Origin of the sequence: Stutzerimonas tarimensis (assembly GCF_042648805.1) — a bacterium.
In the GTDB taxonomy this organism is placed as follows: domain Bacteria; phylum Pseudomonadota; class Gammaproteobacteria; order Pseudomonadales; family Pseudomonadaceae; genus Azomonas; species Azomonas tarimensis.
Map to the genome: position 1 here is coordinate 77659 of NZ_JBHRXZ010000005.1, position 19197 is coordinate 96855.

General features: G+C 62.2%; 17 protein-coding genes. 12 read left to right on the forward strand and 5 right to left on the reverse strand.

Annotated features, from left to right (window positions below; genetic code table 11):
- Positions 1 to 21: 21 nt before the first annotated feature.
- Entirely contained in the window at positions 22 to 1014 is a 993-nt protein-coding gene (locus ACFOMF_RS03235) for a TAXI family TRAP transporter solute-binding subunit (RefSeq protein WP_386361202.1), read from the forward strand.
- A 64-nt stretch (positions 1015 to 1078) separates the two neighbouring features.
- Entirely contained in the window at positions 1079 to 2713 is a 1635-nt protein-coding gene (locus ACFOMF_RS03240; protein ID WP_386361204.1) for a thiamine pyrophosphate-binding protein, read from the forward strand.
- A gap of 79 nt (positions 2714 to 2792) precedes the next feature.
- On the opposite strand, the gene ACFOMF_RS03245 is transcribed toward ACFOMF_RS03240, so the two are convergent.
- From ACFOMF_RS03245 to ACFOMF_RS03260, 4 genes are all read right to left on the reverse strand, one after another.
- Entirely contained in the window at positions 2793 to 3551 is a 759-nt protein-coding gene (locus ACFOMF_RS03245; protein WP_386361206.1) for an SDR family NAD(P)-dependent oxidoreductase, read from the reverse strand.
- 62 nt (positions 3552 to 3613) lie between these two features.
- Positions 3614 to 4876 carry a TRAP transporter large permease gene (locus ACFOMF_RS03250; protein ID WP_386361208.1) on the reverse strand — a complete coding sequence of 421 codons (1263 nt, stop codon included), beginning with the start codon at positions 4874 to 4876 and terminating at the stop codon, positions 3614 to 3616.
- Between the two features lie 3 nt (positions 4877 to 4879).
- Positions 4880 to 5452 carry a TRAP transporter small permease gene (locus ACFOMF_RS03255; protein WP_386361210.1) on the reverse strand — a complete coding sequence of 191 codons (573 nt, stop codon included), beginning with the start codon at positions 5450 to 5452 and terminating at the stop codon, positions 4880 to 4882.
- A gap of 61 nt (positions 5453 to 5513) precedes the next feature.
- Entirely contained in the window at positions 5514 to 6491 is a 978-nt protein-coding gene (locus ACFOMF_RS03260; RefSeq protein ID WP_386361212.1) for a TRAP transporter substrate-binding protein, read from the reverse strand.
- Between the two features lie 700 nt (positions 6492 to 7191).
- Here ACFOMF_RS03260 and ACFOMF_RS03265 point away from each other — a divergent pair.
- From ACFOMF_RS03265 to ACFOMF_RS03300, 8 genes are all read left to right on the forward strand, one after another.
- Positions 7192 to 8661: a UbiD family decarboxylase gene (locus ACFOMF_RS03265; protein WP_386361214.1), complete on the forward strand. Its 1470-nt coding sequence runs from the start codon at positions 7192 to 7194 to the stop codon at positions 8659 to 8661.
- Positions 8662 to 8773: 112 nt separating this feature from the next.
- The gene (locus ACFOMF_RS03270; RefSeq protein WP_386361216.1) at positions 8774 to 10216 is read left to right on the forward strand and encodes an aldehyde dehydrogenase family protein; all 1443 of its coding nucleotides are present in this window, start codon (positions 8774 to 8776) and stop codon (positions 10214 to 10216) included.
- Positions 10217 to 10237: 21 nt separating this feature from the next.
- Entirely contained in the window at positions 10238 to 11188 is a 951-nt protein-coding gene (locus tag ACFOMF_RS03275) for a LysR family transcriptional regulator (RefSeq protein WP_386361218.1), read from the forward strand.
- A complete protein-coding gene (locus tag ACFOMF_RS03280; protein WP_386361220.1) occupies positions 11175 to 11813 on the forward strand; it encodes a UbiX family flavin prenyltransferase in 639 nt (212 codons plus the stop codon). The genes ACFOMF_RS03275 and ACFOMF_RS03280 overlap by 14 nt, the downstream gene beginning before the upstream one ends.
- Positions 11814 to 11993: 180 nt before the next feature.
- Positions 11994 to 12959, forward strand: a complete 966-nt coding sequence (locus tag ACFOMF_RS03285; RefSeq protein WP_386361221.1) for an XdhC family protein — start codon at positions 11994 to 11996, stop codon at positions 12957 to 12959.
- Positions 12960 to 13093: 134 nt separating this feature from the next.
- Entirely contained in the window at positions 13094 to 13948 is an 855-nt protein-coding gene (locus ACFOMF_RS03290; protein WP_386361223.1) for a helix-turn-helix transcriptional regulator, read from the forward strand.
- 147 nt (positions 13949 to 14095) lie between these two features.
- Positions 14096 to 15343, forward strand: coding sequence for an OprD family porin (locus ACFOMF_RS03295; protein WP_386361225.1), 1248 nt, complete (start codon positions 14096 to 14098; stop codon positions 15341 to 15343).
- Between the two features lie 188 nt (positions 15344 to 15531).
- Positions 15532 to 16899 (forward strand): MFS transporter, encoded by a 1368-nt coding sequence (locus tag ACFOMF_RS03300; RefSeq protein ID WP_386361227.1) that lies wholly within the window; start codon positions 15532 to 15534, stop codon positions 16897 to 16899.
- Positions 16900 to 16958: 59 nt separating this feature from the next.
- On the opposite strand, the gene ACFOMF_RS03305 is transcribed toward ACFOMF_RS03300, so the two are convergent.
- Positions 16959 to 17927 carry a LysR substrate-binding domain-containing protein gene (locus ACFOMF_RS03305; RefSeq protein ID WP_386361229.1) on the reverse strand — a complete coding sequence of 323 codons (969 nt, stop codon included), beginning with the start codon at positions 17925 to 17927 and terminating at the stop codon, positions 16959 to 16961.
- Positions 17928 to 18049: 122 nt separating this feature from the next.
- Here ACFOMF_RS03305 and ACFOMF_RS03310 point away from each other — a divergent pair, with 122 nt between their 5' ends.
- Complete coding sequence (locus ACFOMF_RS03310; RefSeq protein ID WP_386361231.1) at positions 18050 to 18877, forward strand: FAS1-like dehydratase domain-containing protein; 828 nt, start codon at positions 18050 to 18052, stop codon at positions 18875 to 18877.
- Between the two features lie 40 nt (positions 18878 to 18917).
- Positions 18918 to 19197: acyl-CoA dehydrogenase family protein (locus tag ACFOMF_RS03315; RefSeq protein ID WP_386361233.1), on the forward strand; the 280-nt coding region annotated here is incomplete at its 3' end.

Sequence of the window (19197 nt, forward strand, 5' to 3'; positions counted from 1 at the left end):
CAACCTAAGGAAAACAACAAGATGATCAAATCACTCAAGAAGCACGCTGCCATCGCCCTGCTGAGCACCGTCGGGCTGTGGGGCAGCGCACTGGCTGCCAACCCCGTGAACGTCAAGTTCGCCGCCGGCCCGACCGGCACCACCTGGTACGCTTATGCTGGCGCGCTGCGCGGCGAAATGCTCGAACGCCTGCCTGATGGCTCTACGGTGGATATCCAGGGCACTCCCATGGCGATCGCTAACACCAAACTGCTGGCCGCCAAGCGCGCGGACATCGGAATGATCTTTCCTCCGGTGGCCGCCTGGGCCCAGCAGCCGTTCGGCCCGTTCGAACGCAAGATCGAGAACATCCGCGGCTTGGTCGGCGGGCTCGACCAGTACTACCAGCGTATTACCGTGCAAACGGACAGCGCCATCCAGTCGATCGCCGACATCAAGGAAAAGAAACTGCCGGTACGCATCGGCACCGGCCCTCAGGGCAGCCTCAACGAGTATATCGCCAAGCTGATTCTAGAAGCCAATGGCCTGACCTATGAGGATATCGAATCCTACGGTGGCAGCATCGGCAGATCGAGCCTGAGCATTCTCCAGGACCAGTTCGGCGACAAGAAACTCGACATGATCATCGGCATCACTACCGCAGGTCACCCGAACACGGCACAGCTATCGATCACCCCTGGCCAGCGCTTCCTCAGCCTCAACGAAGAGGCTATCGCCCACCTGGAAAACTTCGGCTTCGCTCGCGCGACGATGCCGGCCGGCATGTTCGAGAAGCAGGACAAGGCCGTCGAGGGGGTGGGCTTCAGCACTTCACTGTACGCCACCGAGGCTATGTCTGACGCCGAAGCCTATGTCATCACCAAGGCCGTGATGGAAGGCCGAGAGGCGCTCCAGCGCTCGTTCGGCTCGATGAAGGGCTGGACTGCCGAAGGTTCGGTCGAGCCGGCCAACCTGGGCGCCCCGCTGCATCCGGGTGCGCAGAAGTACTACCGCGAAGCCGGGCTACTCCAGTAACCCAGCCCTACCGCGCGGCGACTAGCAGTGCGGTTATTCTTTTTCCGTTATCAGCGAGAAACAGATGACAGCCGATACCCAGCCCTACGGCGGCCAGGCCATCGTCGAATTGCTCAGGCGCAACGGCGTGGACCGGGTGTTCACAGTTCCCGGCGAAAGCTTTCTGCCGGTGCTCGACGCCTTGCACGATGCCCCCGATATAGCCCTGGTGGTGTGTCGCCAAGAAGGCGGCGCCTCAATGATGGCCGAAGCCTATGCCAAGACTACCGGGCGCCCGGGCGTCTGCTTCGTCACCCGCGGGCCGGGTAGCGCGAACGCACTGGCCGGGCTGCATGTCGCGGCGCAAGACTCGACCCCGCTGCTAGTGTTCATCGGCCAAGTCCCGCGCGGCTTCCAGCAGCGCGAGGCCTGGCAGGAGGTCGATGTCAGCGCGCTGTTCGGGTCGGTTGCCAAGTGGGCAACCGACATCCAGGACGCCGCACGCCTGCCCGAGTATCTGTCGCGCGCGTTCAGCACCGCCCGATCCGGCCGTCAAGGCCCGGTAGTGCTGGGCCTGCCCGAAGACCTGCTGTTCGAGCACGTCGAGCCGATCGCACTCGGCCCGGCGACGATCAATCAGGGCTATCCGGCGCCGCGGGCAATGGCGCAGCTGAGCAAGATGCTGAACGAGGCACAACGCCCGCTGGCGATCTTTGGCGGCTCCGGCTGGACCGCCGACTGCCGCGCGCAGCTGCAAGCTTTCGCCGAAGCCCATGAGTTGCCGGTGGCCACGGCCTTTCGCCGGCAGGATCGTTTCGACAACCGCCACCCCAATTACGCCGGCGACGCGGGTCTCGGCATGAATCAGGAACTGGCCAAACTGCTCGGCGAGGCCGACCTGCTGATCGCGGTCGGCACTCGCCTGGGCGACATCACCACCCGGCATTATGAACTGGTGAACGTGCCGAAGGCGCGCCAGCGGCTGATCCACATCCATCCCGACCCGCAGGAGCCCGGCCGCGTTCGCGTACCGGATCTGGCCATTTGCGCCGGGGTGGAACACTTCGCCGAGGCCGCCGCCGGGCTGCAGGCCGGTCCGCTTCCGCCCGAGCGTGCTAGCTGGCTGACACGGGCGCGCGCCATACGCGAGGCATGGCAACGACCGACCCAATCGCCTGGCCCACTGCAGCTCGGCGAGATTGTCGCCTGGCTCGGCCAGCGCCTGCCGCCCGAGGCAGTGATCAGCAATGGCGCCGGCAACTACACGCTCTGGGTGCACCGCTTCTACCCCTTTCGTGCGCTGGGCAGCCAGCTGGCACCGACCTCCGGCTCGATGGGCTACGGCCTGCCTGCAGCCATTGCCGCCAAACTCGCCGAGCCTTCTCGGCCGGCCGTGTGCTTCGCTGGCGACGGCTGTTTCCAGATGACCTGCCAGGAATTGGCGACGGCGATGCAGTACGGCGCAAAGGTGATCTTCATCGTGGTCAACAATGGCTCCTACGGCTCGATCCGCATGCACCAGGACAAGCACTACCCCGGCCGCCGCTATGGCACCGACCTGGTCAATCCGGATATGGTCGCCCTCGCCCAGGCTTACGGTGCCGGTGCTGCGCGGGTGGAACGCACCGAGCAATTTGCAGATATCTTCGAGCAGGCTATGACGGCTGATCGGCCCTTTCTCATCGAACTGGTGATGGACCCGTCGATCCTGCGGCCCTGACACCCGGACCCGCAGGGCTGAGACTGAGACACACAAAAGGCCGCGTTAGACGCAGCCTTTTCTCGTGGATCGTCGGTGCTCAGTGCATCACGGAACCGCCGTCGACCACCACCGTTTCCCCGGTCATGAACGCGCTGTCATCCGAGGCGAGAAACAGCAGCGGGCCGATCAGATCGCCAGGCATCTGGTCGCGCTTGATCGCCCGGCTGGCGATCACCGGCGCGGTCAGCCGCTCGCGCATCTCGGCATTGGCAACGACGCCCTCACTCAGCACCAGGCCGGGCGCCAACGTGTTAACTGATAACCCGAAGTCGCCCAGTTCGCGGGCCAGCGCGCGCGTTAGCGCGAGAATGGCGCCTTTGGATGTTACGTAGTGCAGGAGCCCCGGGGTGCCCTTGAATGGCGTACCGGACGAAATATTGATGATCCGTCCCTGGCCTCGCGCCTTCATGTGGGGCGCCACGGCACGGGCGCAGATGAACGGGCCGCGCACGTTCACGGCCATTACCTTGTCCCACTCCGAGAGGTCGATGTCCTCGAAGCCCTTCATTTTCAGCGAAGCGTAGATCGCGGCGTTGTTGACCAATACGTCGATCTGCCCGAAGCGCTCCATCGCCGCGGCCGCCATGGTCGACGCCGACGCCTCGTCGGAAACGTCGGTCTTCAAGGCAATGGCTTCGGCACCCATGCCCTCCAGCTCCTCGACCAGCGGGGCACCGTCCAGCACATCGGCGATGACGATGTGCGCACCCTCGGCCGCCAACGCGCGAGCATAGGTAGCACCGATGCCCTGGGCCGCGCCGGTGATGATCACGACCTTGTTCTTCATACGATCCATAGTTGTCTCCTGTCAAACCCGACCATGCAGGCCGGGGTGCGCTTTACGACCTGCAGCAGGCCTCATGAGATGAACGCGGTCACCAGGCCCGGCTGCCAGGAAATCAGCACCATCACCAACAAGGTGACCAGCAGGAACGGCAGCAGCGGCCGCATGATCTCGCCCGGACGGCAACCGGTGACGCGAGAGGCGACGTAGAGGGCGGCGCCGACCGGAGGGGTGAGCAGGCCGAGGGTCAGGTTGATGCACATGACGACGCCCAGGTGATAGGCGTTGATGCCGTAGACCGACTCGGCCACCGGCAGCACGATCGGTACCAGCAGGATCAGCGCGGCGATGCCGTCGATCACCATGCCGACGACCAGCAGTAGCGCGATCAGCAGCAACATGTAAACGAATGGGTTACTGGTCATGCTCTGCATGATGGTGCCCAGTTGCTGCGGAATCTGCTCGTAGACGATCACCCAGCCGAACACCGCTGCCGCAGCCACCAACGCCAGTACCACGCCACTGTTGATGCCCACCCGCAGCAGCATGTCGCCCATCCGTTCGAACTTCATCTCGCCATGGGCGAAACGGCCGACCAGCACTGCCATGGCTGCACCCACCGCTGCGGCCTCCGTCGGGGTGGCGATGCCGCCAATGATGCTGCCGATCATTACCACCGGCACGCTCAGCGATGGCAGGCTTCCGACCACATTGCGCAGCTTCTGCGCATGGCTCAGGCGCTCGCTCGGCGGGTACTGATAGAAAAAGCCAAGCAGTGCGATGACCAGTATGAAGCCTGCAGCCATCAGCAGCCCAGGGATGACGCCGGCGATGAACAGGTCGCCGATAGAGATCTGCGCCAGTACGCCGAAGATCACGAACAGCATGGACGGTGGGATCACCGGTGCCAGCAATGCCCCGGCTGCCGTGGTCGCGGTGGCGAAGTTGCGGTCGTACCCCTTCTGGTGCATCTCCGGCACCATCACCTGTGCCATCACCGCGACCTGCGCGTTGGCCGAGCCAACGATCGAGGCCAGCATCATGTTGGCGAGGATGTTGATGTAGGCGAGCCCGCCCTTAACCGAACCGAGAAACACCGAGGCGAAGGCGACCAACCGCTTGGTAATGCCGCCCTCGTTCATCAACTCCCCGACCAGCATGAACAAAGGGATTGCGAGCAATCCGTAATTGTCCAGCCCGCCAAAAAACTGCTGCGGATAGGACAGAAACAGCACGCTGTTGCCGCTGGACTGGATGTAGACCATTGCGCTTACAGCCAGTACCAGCGCGATCGGCACACCAATGAACAGCAGCACCACGAAAAGTCCGATGACCATCGCTTATTCCCCCGAGGCAACGGCTGCTGCTGTGCTGGTACCCGGCGCCGAGTGCGGCGTGCGCAGGCTGTCGATCAGGTTGGCCAGGGCGTGGATGCTACTGGTGAAGGCCACGACTGGCAGGATCAGCCAGAACCAGAACTTGGGCAGACCCAGTGTCGCGGTCGGCTCCTGATAGATGAAGTTGAAGGACTCGGCAGCAAAGGCTTCGAAATCGAAGCCGCTGCGCCAGAGCAGCAAGGGGTCGAACCACAGATAGCAGAGCACCAGCAGCGCCACGGCAAAGCCAAGCACCACGAGATCGGCGGCGCAGCGCAGCAGCTTGCTTAAGCGCTCGGGGACCGCATCGGTCAGCAGCGTCACGGCCACCGCTTCGCGCATCTGTAGGGTCACCGACAGCCCCAGCATCGCCAGCCAAACCATCGTCAGGACCGCCAATTCATCGAGCCAGAAGATCGGCGCCTTGAGTGCGCGGCCGGCGACGTTGACCAGAATCATTAGCGGCAGGACCACCACCAGCAGGCGTAGCGCGGCCCGTTCGGCGCGTCCGATCGTGTTGCTCAGGGCGCGGATCATAGGCATCTCTCCAGAGGACACTCAGCTGAAAGCCCCGCCGGTCGCGGGGCCCAGCTCCGGGTTACAGGCCGCCCGCTTCCCGGCGCAGGTCGTCGAGCACCGGGGCCTTTTTCCGCCAGAGGGATTCCCACTGCTGCAGCGTGTCGCCGAAGAACTCAGGGCCCACCGGGGTCACTTTCACTCCAGCCTGCTCGATGCTGGCCTGTGTTTCAGCCTCGGCTTGCTGGTAATGCGGGGTAAGGCTGTCGAGGTGTTTGCGGGTCAGCTCGCGGACCAGGCCTCGGTCTTCTTCACTCATCTGCGACCAGATTCGTCCGGACATCAGGCCGATGACGGGGAACATCATGTGGTTGCTCTGCAGGACGGTGTTGGCACGCTCATAGAGGCGCAGCTTCCAGATCAGCTCAAGATCGGCATCCACGCCGTCGACCTGCCCGTTGGCCAGCGCGTCGTACACGTCGGTGACCGGCATCGGCGTCGAGGCGGCGCCGAGCAGGCGGTAGATGTCCTGTACCGGCGGGAACGGCGTAATGCGAATCTTGCGACCGCTGATCGCACCGACGTCGTCGGTAGGGAAGGCATTGAGCATCAGCCGCATGCCGGCAACCCCGTAACCGAGCCCGACCACACCGGCCTTGGCGGGCAACTGGTTGAGCATCCCCTGGGCAGTAGGGCCGTTGAGCAGCTGGCCGGCCTGCCCCACGTCACGTACCAGATAGGGTGCGAACAGCGCGCCAAAATCCGGCACCCGGTTAGCCACTTCGGCGGTGGTCATGAACGCCATGTCGAGCGCGCCGGTCTGCAGTTGCTGCAGCATGCGCGCCTCGCTGCCCAGCTGGCCGGCGGGAAACACGACAACGTTGTACTGGCCGCCCGAGCGCTCCTTGAGCTCTTCGCCCATGGCTTGCGCGGCCTGCGTCCAGGCGTGGCTGCCCGGGACGATCAGCCCCAGTCGCAAATCCTTGGCCATCGCGCCGACGCTGAGCATCAAGCCGGCAAAGGACGCTAACGCGCACAGCAGTCTGGTTGTTTTTCTCATGGCTCACCTTTCTTGTTTTAGGAATCGACTTATCAACCACGCCTGCTACGTCGCAAACCTGTCCATGTACAGCGCCGACGGACGATCAGAGCAGACATAGCGATTGGTCGCTCATGGACATGCACGGCAAAGAACGGGCTGATCGTTCAGCAGGGACGAATCGATGTAGACGGAGAACAGCCGGCCGCGCGGTCGTGTTGGCCTGGCGCAGACCGCAAACCTGCAGCCCGTGCGTGAGCGTGACAGGGCGAGTGGTCCAAGCGTCCGATAGCGACGCTCATATATGCGGCCCTCTTATTGTTCTTTTTGCCGGCTCTGCGACGTGCCGCTTCGAGTCCGGCCTACTTGTAGCCAAGAACCTAGCGCAAGGCCGCTCGTTGCGGCCATTAGGGAATAATGATGTTGAGGATCAGGGATCGTTATGGGGCGCGCTGAAGTTGCCGTACCGCTGTCGAACATAGTCCGCCCCGACCTAGGCTCTGTACGAAAAGTGCCTGCGCTCGGTCATGCTGCGTTGTAAAGCGGCTCGGAATGCTCATTTACGACTAGTAAACTCCGCTTCCTCGCCGCTTTTCGCCTTGCTTGACCTTCGCTCGGCTGACTTTTCGTACAGGCCCTAGCGACGAAGGACCGGGCATCGCCATTGCTGATGGAGCACATCAGAAAACGTTAATAGGCAGACTTTCCCGACGCTCCTAGCATGACTAAAACAATAACCATCAGAGATTTCGCCATGCCGTCAATGCCCTTCTCTTCGGCCGAGTCAACTGCAGCGGCACTGCCGGTCGGCGTCAGTTTGCGCGGCTGGCTGGATCATCTGCAGCAAACCCAGCGGCTGAGCGTCATCCGCCCGGGCACCCACCTGCGCTTCGGTGTCGCGGCCATCGCTAACCGGCTCGACGGCAACAGTGCGTCGCTGTTCCTGCAACCCGGCGGGCATGAGATCCCGGTGATCTCGGGATTGCTTTCCGACCGTCAATGGATGGCCGAAGCAATGGGCGTCGAGCCCAGCCAGGTGCTCGCCCGCTTCGAGCAGGCCAGCCTTCAGCCACTGGCCTGGCAGGAAGCCGATGATGCCCCTTGTCAGCAGGTGGTCCATCACGAAGTCGACCTGCTCAGCCAACTGCCGATTCCGACGCATAACGAGCACGACAGCGGCGCTTATATCACCGCTGGACTGCTGATCACCCGCAACCCGCGTACCGGTGTGCAGAACGTGTCCATTCACCGTCTGCAGGTCAGCGGACCGAATCGTCTCGGCGCGTTGTTACTGCCGCGTCACGCCCTGGCGTACTTTCAGGAGACCGAACGCGATAACGAGGATCTGGAAGTCGCCGTCGTAGTCGGTTGCGATCCGCTGACACTGATGGCGTCGCAGGCCATAGTGCCCATCGACCACGACGAGCTGGAAATCGCCAGCGCGCTGCATGGCCGCCCGCTGCCGGTGGTCAAGTGCGTGACCAACCGCATCCGTGTGCCGGCCGAGGCCGAGATCGTCATCGAGGGTCGCCTGCTGGCCAACGCACGTGAGGAAGAAGGCCCGTTTGGCGAGTTCCCGCAGTACTACGGCGAGCGCGCCGAGCGCCATGTGATCGAGGTGGATGCCATCACCCATCGCCAGGCGCCGATGTTCCACACCATCGTCGGCGGCGGCCTGGAGCATCTGCTGCTCGGCGGCATCCCGCGAGAGGCGACGATGCTCGCGCATCTGCGCCGCAGCTTTCCCTCGGTGCGCGACGTGCACCTGGCGCGTGGCGGCGTGTGCCGTTACCACCTCTATGTGCAGATCGACAAGCGCTCGGAGGGCGAGGCGAAGAATGTGATTCTCGGCGCCCTTGGCGGCCACTACGACATCAAGCACGTGGTGGTGGTCGATACCGATGTCGATATCCACAACCCCACCGAGGTGGAGTGGGCCGTGGCGACCCGCTTCCAGGCTGATCGAGACCTGGTACTTATTCACGAATCCCAGGGCTCCAAGCTCGATCCCTCGACCCGAGACGGCGTCGGCTCGAAGATGGGTTTCGATGCCACCGTGCCGATGGCGGCGCCACCGATGCGTTTCAAGCGCATTCGCGTACCAGGCGAGGCCGAGGTAGACCTCGCGGCGGTCAGCCAGTTGGCCGATGACGACTGGCAGCAGCTGTTCGGTCAGCCGCGCAACGGCTGACCAGCGGGGGCGCGCAGCGACCGCCTGGCCGCTCATGGCAGGCCATGGACGCCGCGCCTTTTCCAGCGACTTAAAACAAACACAAGTCAGAATCGCCGGAAAGGAGATATAGATGCAGCAGGCACGACATTTCATCGACGGTCAGTGGTGCGACAACGGCCAATGGGCTGAAAGCCTCGATCCCGCTAATGGTGAGCTCATTGGACGCTTTGCCAATGGCGGCGAGGAGCAGGCGCGGGCCGCGGTCGACGCCGCCGCCCGGGCATTCGAGAATCCGCAATGGTCGCAAAACCCGCGCCTGCGTCAGCAGGTCATGCTGGATTGGGCCGCCGCGCTGAAGGCTCGCCAGAACGAACTGGCTGCCCTGCTGACCCGCGAGAACGGCAAGGCACGGGCGCAATCGCTTGGCGAAGTTGGAGGTGCCATCTCGGAAATTCTCTACTACGCAGGCCTAGCGCGGCATAACCCCGGCCATGTGCTGGAAGTCGCCCCCGGTGAGTTCTCGACGATGCTGCGCGAGCCAGCCGGCGTGGCCGGACTGATCATCCCCTGGAACGCTCCGGCGGTGTTGCTGGTACGCGCGCTGGCTCCGGCGCTGGCAGCAGGTTGCACCTGTGTAGTCAAACCGGCGCCACAGACCGCGCTGTTCAACGCCGCTTTCCTCGCGCCGCTGCTGGAGTTGTCGAATCTTGCGGCCGGCGTAGTGAATCTGTTCGCCGAGACCGGCCACGCCGGCGCGGCCTATCTGGTCGCCACACCGAAAGTCGACGTGCTCAGCTTTACAGGCTCCACGGCCACCGGTATTCAAATCATGCGGGATGCCGCGCCAACCATGAAAAAGCTGTCCCTGGAACTCGGCGGCAAGTCCTGCTGCCTGGTGCTGGATGACGCCGACGTGGCGGCAGTGGCGCCAAATCTGGCCGCTGCCGCCACCATTATCTCCGGTCAACAATGCACTGCCGCCCGGCGCGTGCTGGTGCATGCCAGTCGCGCAGCCGAAATGAAGCAGGCGCTGACTGCGGCGCTCGCCGAAGTACGCTTGGGTCATGGGTTGGAGGCCGCAACCCAAATGGGGCCGCTGATCGACCACTGCTCTCGTGACCGGGTCGAGCAGCGCATCCGCGAGTCGATGGACAGCTGCGACGAGGTACTGCTGGCTGGCAGTCGTCCTGGCGATGCACTGGGCAGCGGCGCCTTCCTCTCGCCAACGCTGATCGCCCATCAGGACAGCGGCGCGTTCTTCTGCCAGGAAGAAATTTTCGGCCCACTGCTGGTGCTGGAAACTTTCGAGGACGAAGCAGAGGCCGTTGGCCGCGCCAATCACACCGAGTTTGGCCTGTCGGCCAGCGTCTGGACCCGCGATGGCGCCCGAGCGATGCGTCTGGTCCGCGCGCTGCGCAACGGCACGGTGTGGATCAATGACCACAACAAGCTGTTCGCCGAAGCGGAAACAGGCGGCTACCGCAAGAGCGGGCTGGGCCGCCTGCACGGCTACGACGCGCTATTGGATTTTACAGAGCTCAAGCACGTCTACCAGAATGTCGGGACCCTGTAGGCCGGTATCGACGAGGTTGAAATGGAATTGCGCCAGCTGAAGTACTTCACCTGTCTGTACGAGGAAGGGTCAGTGACCAAGGCGGCGCAGCGGCTGAACATCGTTCAGCCTGCCCTGTCGATGCAGATCTCCAAGCTGGAAGAGGAGCTCGGCCAGCCGCTTTTCGAGCGCACGCCCAAGGGCATGACGCCAACCGAAGCCGGCGTGCAGGCCTACCGCCTGTTCATGCCGATCCTCGGTGAACTGCTGGAAGCCCGCCAGACCTTGATCGACCGCAGCGGCGAGATTGGCGGGCGGATCAACGCCGGACTGATCGCCTCGGCTGCCAATCAGGCACTGGCCAGCACCCTGGCCTACTTCGTCGAGCATCACCCGGACGTCGATCTGCAGGTCAGCTACGGCTACAGCCAGGATCTGATCGACCGGGTGTTGTCCGGGGCACTGGACTTTGCGGTGATCAACCAGAGCTTCCAGCAGGAGCACCTGCATCGCATCGAGATTCTCAACGAGGAGTTGCTGGTAGCCACTGGCGCCACCACTCGGCTACGCCTGCCGATGCCGATCCCGCTCACTGCGCTGGGCGAGCTCAAGCTGGTGCTGCCCTCGCGCCGCCACGGCCTGCGCATCGTCATCGACCAGGCGCTCGCCGCCCAGGGTCTGGAGCTGGCGCCGCATCTGGAGCTCGACGACCTCACGGTGATCGAAAGCTTCCTGCGCCGCAGCGACTGGATCAGCGTGCTGCCCGCCACCGTGCTGCAACGCGGACTCGAGGAAGGCGCATTACGCGCCTATCCGCTGGCGGCGCCCGGGGTCACCCGGCGCATGGTCTGCGTGCACGACAGCCGCCGCCCGCTGACCCCTGCCTCGACGCTGTTCATCGACATCATCAGCAAGACGCTGGGCACCGCCCTCAACGCCATCCATTTCTACAAGGAAGGCGCTATTCAGGAAACCGACCATGATCTCAACTAGCCCTCGCCCGCAGCGGCTCATCATCGGCATCTCCGGCGCGTCCGGCGCGATCTACGGGGTGCGCCTGCTCGAGCTGCTGCGCGACACGCCAATCGAGACGCATCTGGTGGTGTCGAAATCGGCGCTGATCACGCTGTCCCACGAAACCGGGTTGTCCTGGTCCCAGCTCAAGCCGATGGCGACCGTGTGCTATTCCAACCAGGATATAGGCGCGGCCATTGCCAGCGGCTCGTTCAAGACCATGGGCATGGTCGTCGCGCCCTGTTCGGTGCGCTCCATGTCCGAGATCGCCAGCGGCGTGACCTCGACGCTGCTGACCCGGGCGGCCGATGTGGTGCTCAAGGAGCGTCGGCGACTGGTGCTGATGGTACGAGAGACTCCGCTGCATCGAAACCACCTGCGCACTATGACCGAACTGGCCGAGCTGGGAGCGATCATCGCGCCGCCGGTACCGGCGTTCTACAGTAAGCCGGCGTCGCTTGCAGAGATGGTCGATCACACCTTGGGGCGGGTCCTCGATATGTTCGATATCGAGTTTGGCATCGTCCGCCGATGGCGCGACGACCCCGAGACGGTACCGACTCTCGATGAGATCGATTCGTCGTTGGCCACCGAGCGGGGCTGAAGTGAGGCGTTCGAATGAACAGGCACGGCGCGCCGTGGCCGGCGGCCAGTCCGCGACCTGATGCGCTCGGGCTCGAGAAACGCCCGGCCCTGCATTTAACTGGCATCCTGCTCACCCCAAGGTGAAGGGAAGCAATTATCGCGGCGCGCCTGCAAGTTGTGCGGGAGCAGAGGAAAGAGTATGCAACAGCTTGATCTCCAGGTAGTGGAAACCGCCTTGCACTGGGCCCGGGACAGGCATGATCTGTGGCTGTGTACGGTGCTGTCGACCTACGGTTCGGCTCCGCGCTCACCCGGTGCGATGCTGGTCGCGAGGGCTGATGGTTCTCATGTCGGTTCTCTCTCCGGTGGTTGTGTTGAAGAGGAGTTCCTGGCCAGTTTGGCGCAGGGCGAACTGCGCGAGCCGGCGCAGGTTATTCGCTACGGCGAAAGTGATGATGATCGCCGCAGGCTCCGGCTGCCTTGCGGTGGCATCTTGCAGGTACTGGTGGAGCATCGTGTGGCCAGCGACGAGTGGCGGGCCCATCTTGAGGGGCTCCAAGCCGCTTTGCACGGCCAGCATCGGTTGCTGCGGCGGGTCGACCTGACCTGCGGCACCGCTGAGCTACTACCCGACCGTGGAGGCGAACGAACCAGTGTGCTAGGCGAGTGCGTCGAGATCCGGGTCGGCCCGGCGCTGCGGCTGATTCTCGCCGGCGTATCGCCGGTGGCACAGGCCTGCGCCGGGTTCGCCAAGGCAATTGGTTGCGAGGTGATCGCCTGTGATCCGCGGGAAGACATGCAAGGAGTGCTTGTCGAGGGGCTTGAGATCCAGCCGATCCTACCTTCCATGTTCATCGCCGCAGGCGGCTGCCATGACGCGACCGCAGTGGTGGCGCTGACCCATGATCCGCGCATCGACGATCTAGCCCTGATGGAGGCCGTGCGTACCTCGGCCTTCTATATCGGCGCCATGGGCTCGAAGCAGACGTCAGCCAAGCGCGCCGAGCGGCTGAGCCGGGTCGGCGGTCTGAGTACGGCGGAGATCGAACGCATCCACATGCCCATCGGACTGGATCTGGGCAGCAAGACGCCCGCCGAGATCGCGCTGTCGGTCATGGCGGATGTGCTGCGTGTCTATCGGGGCAAATCTCGCAATGCGCTATGAAACCACCGAGGCGACAGGACCGGTACGGGGGCGAGATGATCCCCGGCATTCCCCGCGATGATGTCGAGGGGCCCGTGGCCACGGTTACTGGCTCGACCTGTGTCAGCGCAGTCTCGTGATTTTCGGAGGTAATGATGTCCACTGCACAACGCGTCTTCCATGGCAAGTTCGGCCGTATTGCACTATTGCACATGAATCGCCCGTTGGTGATGCACACGCACCGCGAGTGTCATGTGCTGCTCAAGGCGGCGGGAGCCGATACGTTCTTCAACGTCAATGGGCGGCAGGTGCCGCTGACCGACCGCAGTGCCGTACTGGTCAATGCCTGGCAACCGCATTACTACGATTACCAGCCCGGCGCCGAGCATACCCAGATTCTGGCGCTTTATGTCGAACCGACCTGGCTTGCCGATGCTCAGCAGTCACTGGCGCTGAGTGGCCACCCGGCATTCTTTTCCCAGCCGTACATCGAGTTGAACAGCAAGCATCGGATGCTCGCCGACCACCTCATCGCCGATGCCTACAGCTTTGGCCAGTTGCCAAAGGAGCGCATCGAGTTCCTGCTGTTTGATCTTCTGATCGAGCTGATCGAGGACCACTCCCAATGGCGGCAACTGAGACGTCTTGGCGCTCATCCTGCGCCGGTATTCCGCGATGCGCGAATCCGGCGCGCCTGTGATTACCTGCAGAGCCATCTGGACGACCCTGACTGTATCGCCAACGCCAATCGAGCAAGCGGACTCTCGAAAGCGCACTTCTTTACTCTATTCAAGCAGGATACGGGCATGACGCCGACCCTGTTGCTGAACGATTCACGCATGCGTCGGGCCTTCGCTTGGCTCGAGCGGGAGCGTGCAGGCACGCTCGGCCAATTGGCTGAAAGCCTGGGATTCTCTGAGCAGGGACATTTCACCCGTTTCTTTCGCCAGCACATCGGCGCCTCTCCCAGTCAATACCGGCGGGTCGTGGACAGCTACTCAACGGCATGAGGCCCTCATCCCGTCCGGTTACTCGGTTCTTTTTCGCCGCTATAACAAAGTGTAGGGAGTAATAAGACCAGCAAGCTCGTCAATGGCGCTTAGTGTTCGCGTCGAAAGCGCTTCGCCTTGAAATCAATAATAAAAGGAAATAACAAAATGAAAAGATCCAATAACGCCTTGTCTGCTGCACTGTTTTTGACGGGGGGCGGCCTGCTTGCTTCAGACCTTGCTCATGCCGAATTCTTCGCGGATGGCAAGGCTTCCTTGCATCTACGTAACTACTATTTCAATGGGGATAATAGACAGGAGGGGGCTGCGCAGTCCAAGGCGGAAGAGTGGGCTCAAGGTTTTAGGCTCAATTACGAGTCAGGTTTCACTGAGGGGCCAGTCGGGTTCGGTATCGACGCCTTGGGCATGTTAGGTATCAAGCTGGACTCCAGTCCCGACCGAGTTGGCAGCGGTCTTCTGCCGGGCTCATTTTCCGAGGACGATACCGCACCTGACGATTACGGGCAGTTGGGCTTGACGTTCAAGGCTCGCGTCTCCGAGAGCACCTTGCGCGTTGGCACACTAAGACCCAGTTTACCCACCATATTGTCAACTGACAGGCGCCTGTTGCCACAAACCTTCCGGGGCACCCACCTGCAGGTGGCTGAGTTTGAGGGCCTGACGATCGACGCCGGGCGGCTGACCCGTAACAGCCTGCTCAGCGAAAGCGGCTTCGAAAAAATCACCATGACCGGGCCTGGCGTCGCTGGAGGGCAGGAAACGGATAAATTCGATTTCGCCGGGGTCAGCTACGATTGGAACTCGGGGCTGAAAACCAGCTATAGCTATGGTCATTTAGACAATAATTATAAACAGCATCTTGTTAACTTGGTAAACGTCCTGCCACTGAGCCGTGAACGTTCGTTTAAAAGCGATATTCGCTATGCACGCTCGAACAATGCTGGAAGCAGCAACGTGGATAACAACGCCTTCGGTGCCATGTTTACCTACAGCCTGAGCGGCCACTCGCTCGGTTTAGCCTATCAGAAGATGAGTGGAGAAACCGGTTTTCCTCACGTCGGAGGTACCGATGCATTCTTGGTTAACTATGTAATGCTAGCGCCGACCTTTGCTAATCCCAACGAAAAATCCTGGCAGATGCGCTACGACTATAACTTTGCCAATATGGGGATTCCGGGGCTTACTTTCATGACTCGCTATGTTCGAGGGAGCGACTTCGGTCCTGACCGTGACGGGAAGGAGTGGGAGCGCGACACCGATATTGCATATGTCTTTCAGGATGGAGTACTTAAGAATCTTGGCGTCAAATGGCTTAATGGCACGTACCGTAGCGCTGGTGCCAGAAAGATCGATCAGAATCGTCTGATCATCAACTACACCCTACCCTTATTCTAGGGGGAAATAGACTGTCAGGTCAGGTCTCGCCCGCCCGCAAAGGCGCGCGGGACTTGTTGCACCCGAACAGAGGGGCGATAGACCATTCCAAAAAAGAGCGCAGCCATGCTCATCATCGAAGTTGCCTCCCGTGCTGAGGGGCCGCTGTTAGGCCTTGGTAAAACGTCTTCTCAAGCAGTAACGATTCCATGCTGATCGCACCTGCCAACGACGCCAAGCAGGCGGAAAGCAGCGACGGCCTACCGACCCCGAGACGTTACTGGGCGGTCAGCGCGATTGTGCTCGCCGTCATCATGGCGATGCTCGACAGCACGATCCTCAATGTGGCCTTGCCAGCCATCGCCCAGACGTTGGAGATCAGACCCACCGCGGCCGTCTGGGTGATCAATACGTACCTACTCACAGTGACCGTATTGCTGCTGCCACTTGCTTCATTGAGCGAGATAGTCGGATACCGGCGGGTTTACCTCTGGGGGGTTTTGTTGTTTGTGGTCGCTTCCGTTGCCTGCGCTAACGCCGACTCACTGGAAGCCCTGCTGGCTTCACGCATTCTGCAGGGCATCGGTGCTGCTGGGATCATGTGCGTTAACCTAGCGCTTATCCGTTTCATCTATCCACGTAATGCGTTAGGGAAGGGTATAGGCCTTCTGGCCGTTGTGGTCGCAGCCTCGACGGCCTTGGGACCGACGGCCGCAGGTGTAATCCTGGCGTTCTGGAGTTGGCCATGGCTTTTCATCGTCAACGTTCCCATAGGGTGCGTGGCTCTCCTGATCGCGATCCGAGCGCTGCCGCATATCCCTCGCCAGTCGCACCGCTTTGACGTGGTCAGCGCCATGCTGAATGTACTGACCTTTGGCTTCCTAATCATCGCTGTCAGCAGCATAGGCCACAGCGGGCGTACCGACGTCTCGCTGCTCGCAATGCTTATGGCTGTGCTGTTTGGCTACGTGCTGGTACGTCGGCAACTGCCGCGGGCGGCGCCTCTGTTTCCGGTGGACTTGCTGGGCATTCCGGTCTTCGCCTCCTCGATCGCCACCTCGATATGCGCTTTCATCGCCCAGATGCTGGCATTCGTGTTCCTGCCGTTTTATCTGCACGAGCTTGGCAAGGGTCAACTGGAAACCGGGCTCATCATGACGCCTTGGCCTCTGACGGTGCTGGTGACGGCACCTCTTGCCGGTCGTCTCGCCGATCGATACCCCGTCGGCCTGCTAGTGACGTTCGGTCTGCTTGTGTTGTCCGCCGGGCTAGCCGGGCTGGCACTCTTGCCAGACGCTCCTGACAACTTGGATATCGGCTGGCGAATGGCGGCCTGCGGTCTGGGCTTCGGCCTGTTCCAAGCGCCTAACAATCGCGCCATTATGGACGTGACACCCAGGAGTCGTAGCGGGAGTGCGAGTGGCGCGATTTCGACTGCACGCCTGCTGGGACAGGCGCTAGGGACGGCACTGGTGGTCGTTTCCTTTGGCCAGAACGCACAGCTGGGCGGGCTCTCCATCCTTTTCCTGGCCGCAGGATTCTCCATGCTCGGTCTTCTGATTTCCTATTTGCGCTGAGTCGCGTCTTTTTATGTTGGCAATCCCAAGCGACGCCCTCTTCCTGGCGGGCCGGATGGTCAGCGGCGGTTGGTTCGCGGGGAAAGCGCGCCATTTCTCTGGCCGTCTCGCCCTGGCTTGCTGTCCGCGACACCGGAATCCTCGCCGAACGCGACAAGCTCAGCGATCAATGCCCTGATGACCTTCGGCAGCGCATCAAGGTCGCGCACGAGAATACTGCGCTCACGCGTGACCCACTCCTCGTCCAGTGCAATCACCGCGAGATTCATCGTTCGTTTATGACGGCGAGCGGAGGATTCCGGCAGCACCGCGACCCCCACACCCGCCTCGACCATCCGGCACATCGGTTCGAAGCCGTACACCTGGATGCGCATAGACAGACTATGCCCCAACAATTCGACCTGCTCCTTGAGGAAACTCAGCAGGGTCGACCCTTCCTGCAGGGCGATGTGCGGATAAGCCAGGATTTCGGAGAGTTTCACGCTGCGTCGAAGCGCCAAAGGGTGGTTCAGCGGAGTCGCCAGCACCAGATGATCGGTGCTGAAGCGAATCGCCTGCAACCCTTCAGCCTTCACGGGCCCGGCGATAATGCCAAGGTCCGTGGTGCCATCGCGCACCCCTCTGACGATGTCCCGCGTCAAGCGTTCCTGCAGATCGACCGTAACCCCAGGCCGTTCCGCCAGGAAAATCGCCAGGAGTTCCGGCATGAACTCGGTGACGGCGGTGGTGTTGGCAAAAATGCGAATGTGACCTGCCGCTTCGGCGCCGTGCTCGGTGAACTCACTTTTCAGGTAGTCCACCTGACGCATGATCACCCGGGCATGCTGAAGAAACAGCTGGCCGGCAGGCGTCAATTCCACGCCCCGGCTATCACGATAAAGCAAGCGACTGCCGAGACTCTCCTCCAGTCCCTTGATCCGGGCGCTGGCCGCAGCGGGCGAGATGGAGGCCTTGCGCGCGCCTTGGGTGAGGCTGGGCGACTCGGCGATATGGATGAATAGACGCAGATCGGCCAGATCGAAATGCATGCTGGGCTTCTTGATGTCTGGGCGTTAGGCAAACCCGAACGCCTCCTTCGTAAACTGCAGATTCCCAGATCACTGCGGCTTTCGCAATGATGCGCGAAACAACAGTCGCGGAGCGCGCGCCAATGGACGAAACAGAACTGTCTGCGTGGGTCGGCCGAACCGAAACGGTTCACGACCAACTTAGCCTCAATCTGCTGGAGCGCATCGCCGCGACCCTCGGCGAGCCCGCGCCGAAGCATGGTGAGCCGCTGCCGCCGTTGTGGCAGTGGTGTTTCTTTCAACCTGCCATCGCCGAGAGCGGACTGGGCGGAGATGGCCATCCGGCCCGCGGCGGGTTCCTGCCGCCGGCCAACGACCGCAACCGCATGTGGGCCGGCGGCCGCCTCGAGTTCTTTGCCGCGCTCAAGGCCGGCGGCGACGCCACGAGAATTTCGACCATCATCCACATCGAAGAAAAGGTCGGGAAGACCGGAACTCTGCTGTTCGTCACCATTCGACACGATTATCAGCAAGATGGCCAGCTGGCGATCCGTGAAGAACAAGACATCGTCTATCGCGAACCTAGCCCGCCCAAGCCCGGCAGCGGCGAGGCGCTTCCAACAGGCGCCTGGCAGGAGCACGTCACGCCAAGCCCGACCCTGCTGTTCCGCTATTCGGCTGTGACCTTCAATGGCCACCGCATCCATTACGACTGGCCCTACGTCACGGGTACCGAAGGCTACCCTGGCCTGGTGGTGCATGGCCCGTTGATAGCCACCCTCAGTTTGCGCGCCTTCTGTCGCGCCAACCCGGAAGCCCGCCTGCAGCGTTTCGCCTATCGCGGAGTGCGCCCGCTGATCGCACCAGAGCCTTTCGAGGTAGCTGGACGAGTGCTGGAAACCGGACGTGCGGAACTCTGGGCCGGCAACGCTGCCGGCATCGCCCAGAAAGCCGAAGTTGTTTTCGATTGATTGACCGTCGCTGCCCGTCGCCCGGCAGAGGAGAACTGTGATGCTGCTCGATCCCTACAATGAAGAACTGAACTCCATCCGCGAAGGTGTTCGCGCTCTGTGCGCCAACTTCGATGCGGAATACTGGCGCAGGATCGACGAGGAGAAGGGTTTTCCCGCAGCCTTCGTCACCGCACTGACCCAAGCCGGCTGGCTGTCGGCGATGATCCCGGAAGAGTACGGCGGCTCGGGCCTGGGACTGACCGAGGCCTCGGTGATCCTCGAGGAGGTCAACCGCTGCGGGGGCAACTCCGGCACCGTCCACGGGCAGATGTACAACA

Bases quoted from the DNA above. Each gene is read 5' to 3' on its own strand.
- ACFOMF_RS03285 (WP_386361221.1), top strand. From the start codon at position 11,994: ATGCAACAGCTTGATCTCCAGGTAGTGGAAACCGCCTTGCACTGGGCC.
- ACFOMF_RS03280 (WP_386361220.1), top strand. From the start codon at position 11,175: ATGATCTCAACTAGCCCTCGCCCGCAGCGGCTCATCATCGGCATCTCC.
- ACFOMF_RS03310 (WP_386361231.1), top strand. From the start codon at position 18,050: ATGGACGAAACAGAACTGTCTGCGTGGGTCGGCCGAACCGAAACGGTT.
- ACFOMF_RS03250 (WP_386361208.1), bottom strand. From the start codon at position 4,876: ATGGTCATCGGACTTTTCGTGGTGCTGCTGTTCATTGGTGTGCCGATC.
- ACFOMF_RS03295 (WP_386361225.1), top strand. From the start codon at position 14,096: ATGAAAAGATCCAATAACGCCTTGTCTGCTGCACTGTTTTTGACGGGG.
- ACFOMF_RS03245 (WP_386361206.1), bottom strand. From the start codon at position 3,551: ATGGATCGTATGAAGAACAAGGTCGTGATCATCACCGGCGCGGCCCAG.
- ACFOMF_RS03290 (WP_386361223.1), top strand. From the start codon at position 13,094: ATGTCCACTGCACAACGCGTCTTCCATGGCAAGTTCGGCCGTATTGCA.
- ACFOMF_RS03255 (WP_386361210.1), bottom strand. From the start codon at position 5,452: ATGATCCGCGCCCTGAGCAACACGATCGGACGCGCCGAACGGGCCGCG.
- ACFOMF_RS03275 (WP_386361218.1), top strand. From the start codon at position 10,238: ATGGAATTGCGCCAGCTGAAGTACTTCACCTGTCTGTACGAGGAAGGG.
- ACFOMF_RS03235 (WP_386361202.1), top strand. From the start codon at position 22: ATGATCAAATCACTCAAGAAGCACGCTGCCATCGCCCTGCTGAGCACC.
- ACFOMF_RS03240 (WP_386361204.1), top strand. From the start codon at position 1,079: ATGACAGCCGATACCCAGCCCTACGGCGGCCAGGCCATCGTCGAATTG.
- ACFOMF_RS03300 (WP_386361227.1), top strand. From the start codon at position 15,532: ATGCTGATCGCACCTGCCAACGACGCCAAGCAGGCGGAAAGCAGCGAC.
- ACFOMF_RS03305 (WP_386361229.1), bottom strand. From the start codon at position 17,927: ATGCATTTCGATCTGGCCGATCTGCGTCTATTCATCCATATCGCCGAG.
- ACFOMF_RS03270 (WP_386361216.1), top strand. From the start codon at position 8,774: ATGCAGCAGGCACGACATTTCATCGACGGTCAGTGGTGCGACAACGGC.
- ACFOMF_RS03265 (WP_386361214.1), top strand. From the start codon at position 7,192: ATGACTAAAACAATAACCATCAGAGATTTCGCCATGCCGTCAATGCCC.
- ACFOMF_RS03260 (WP_386361212.1), bottom strand. From the start codon at position 6,491: ATGAGAAAAACAACCAGACTGCTGTGCGCGTTAGCGTCCTTTGCCGGC.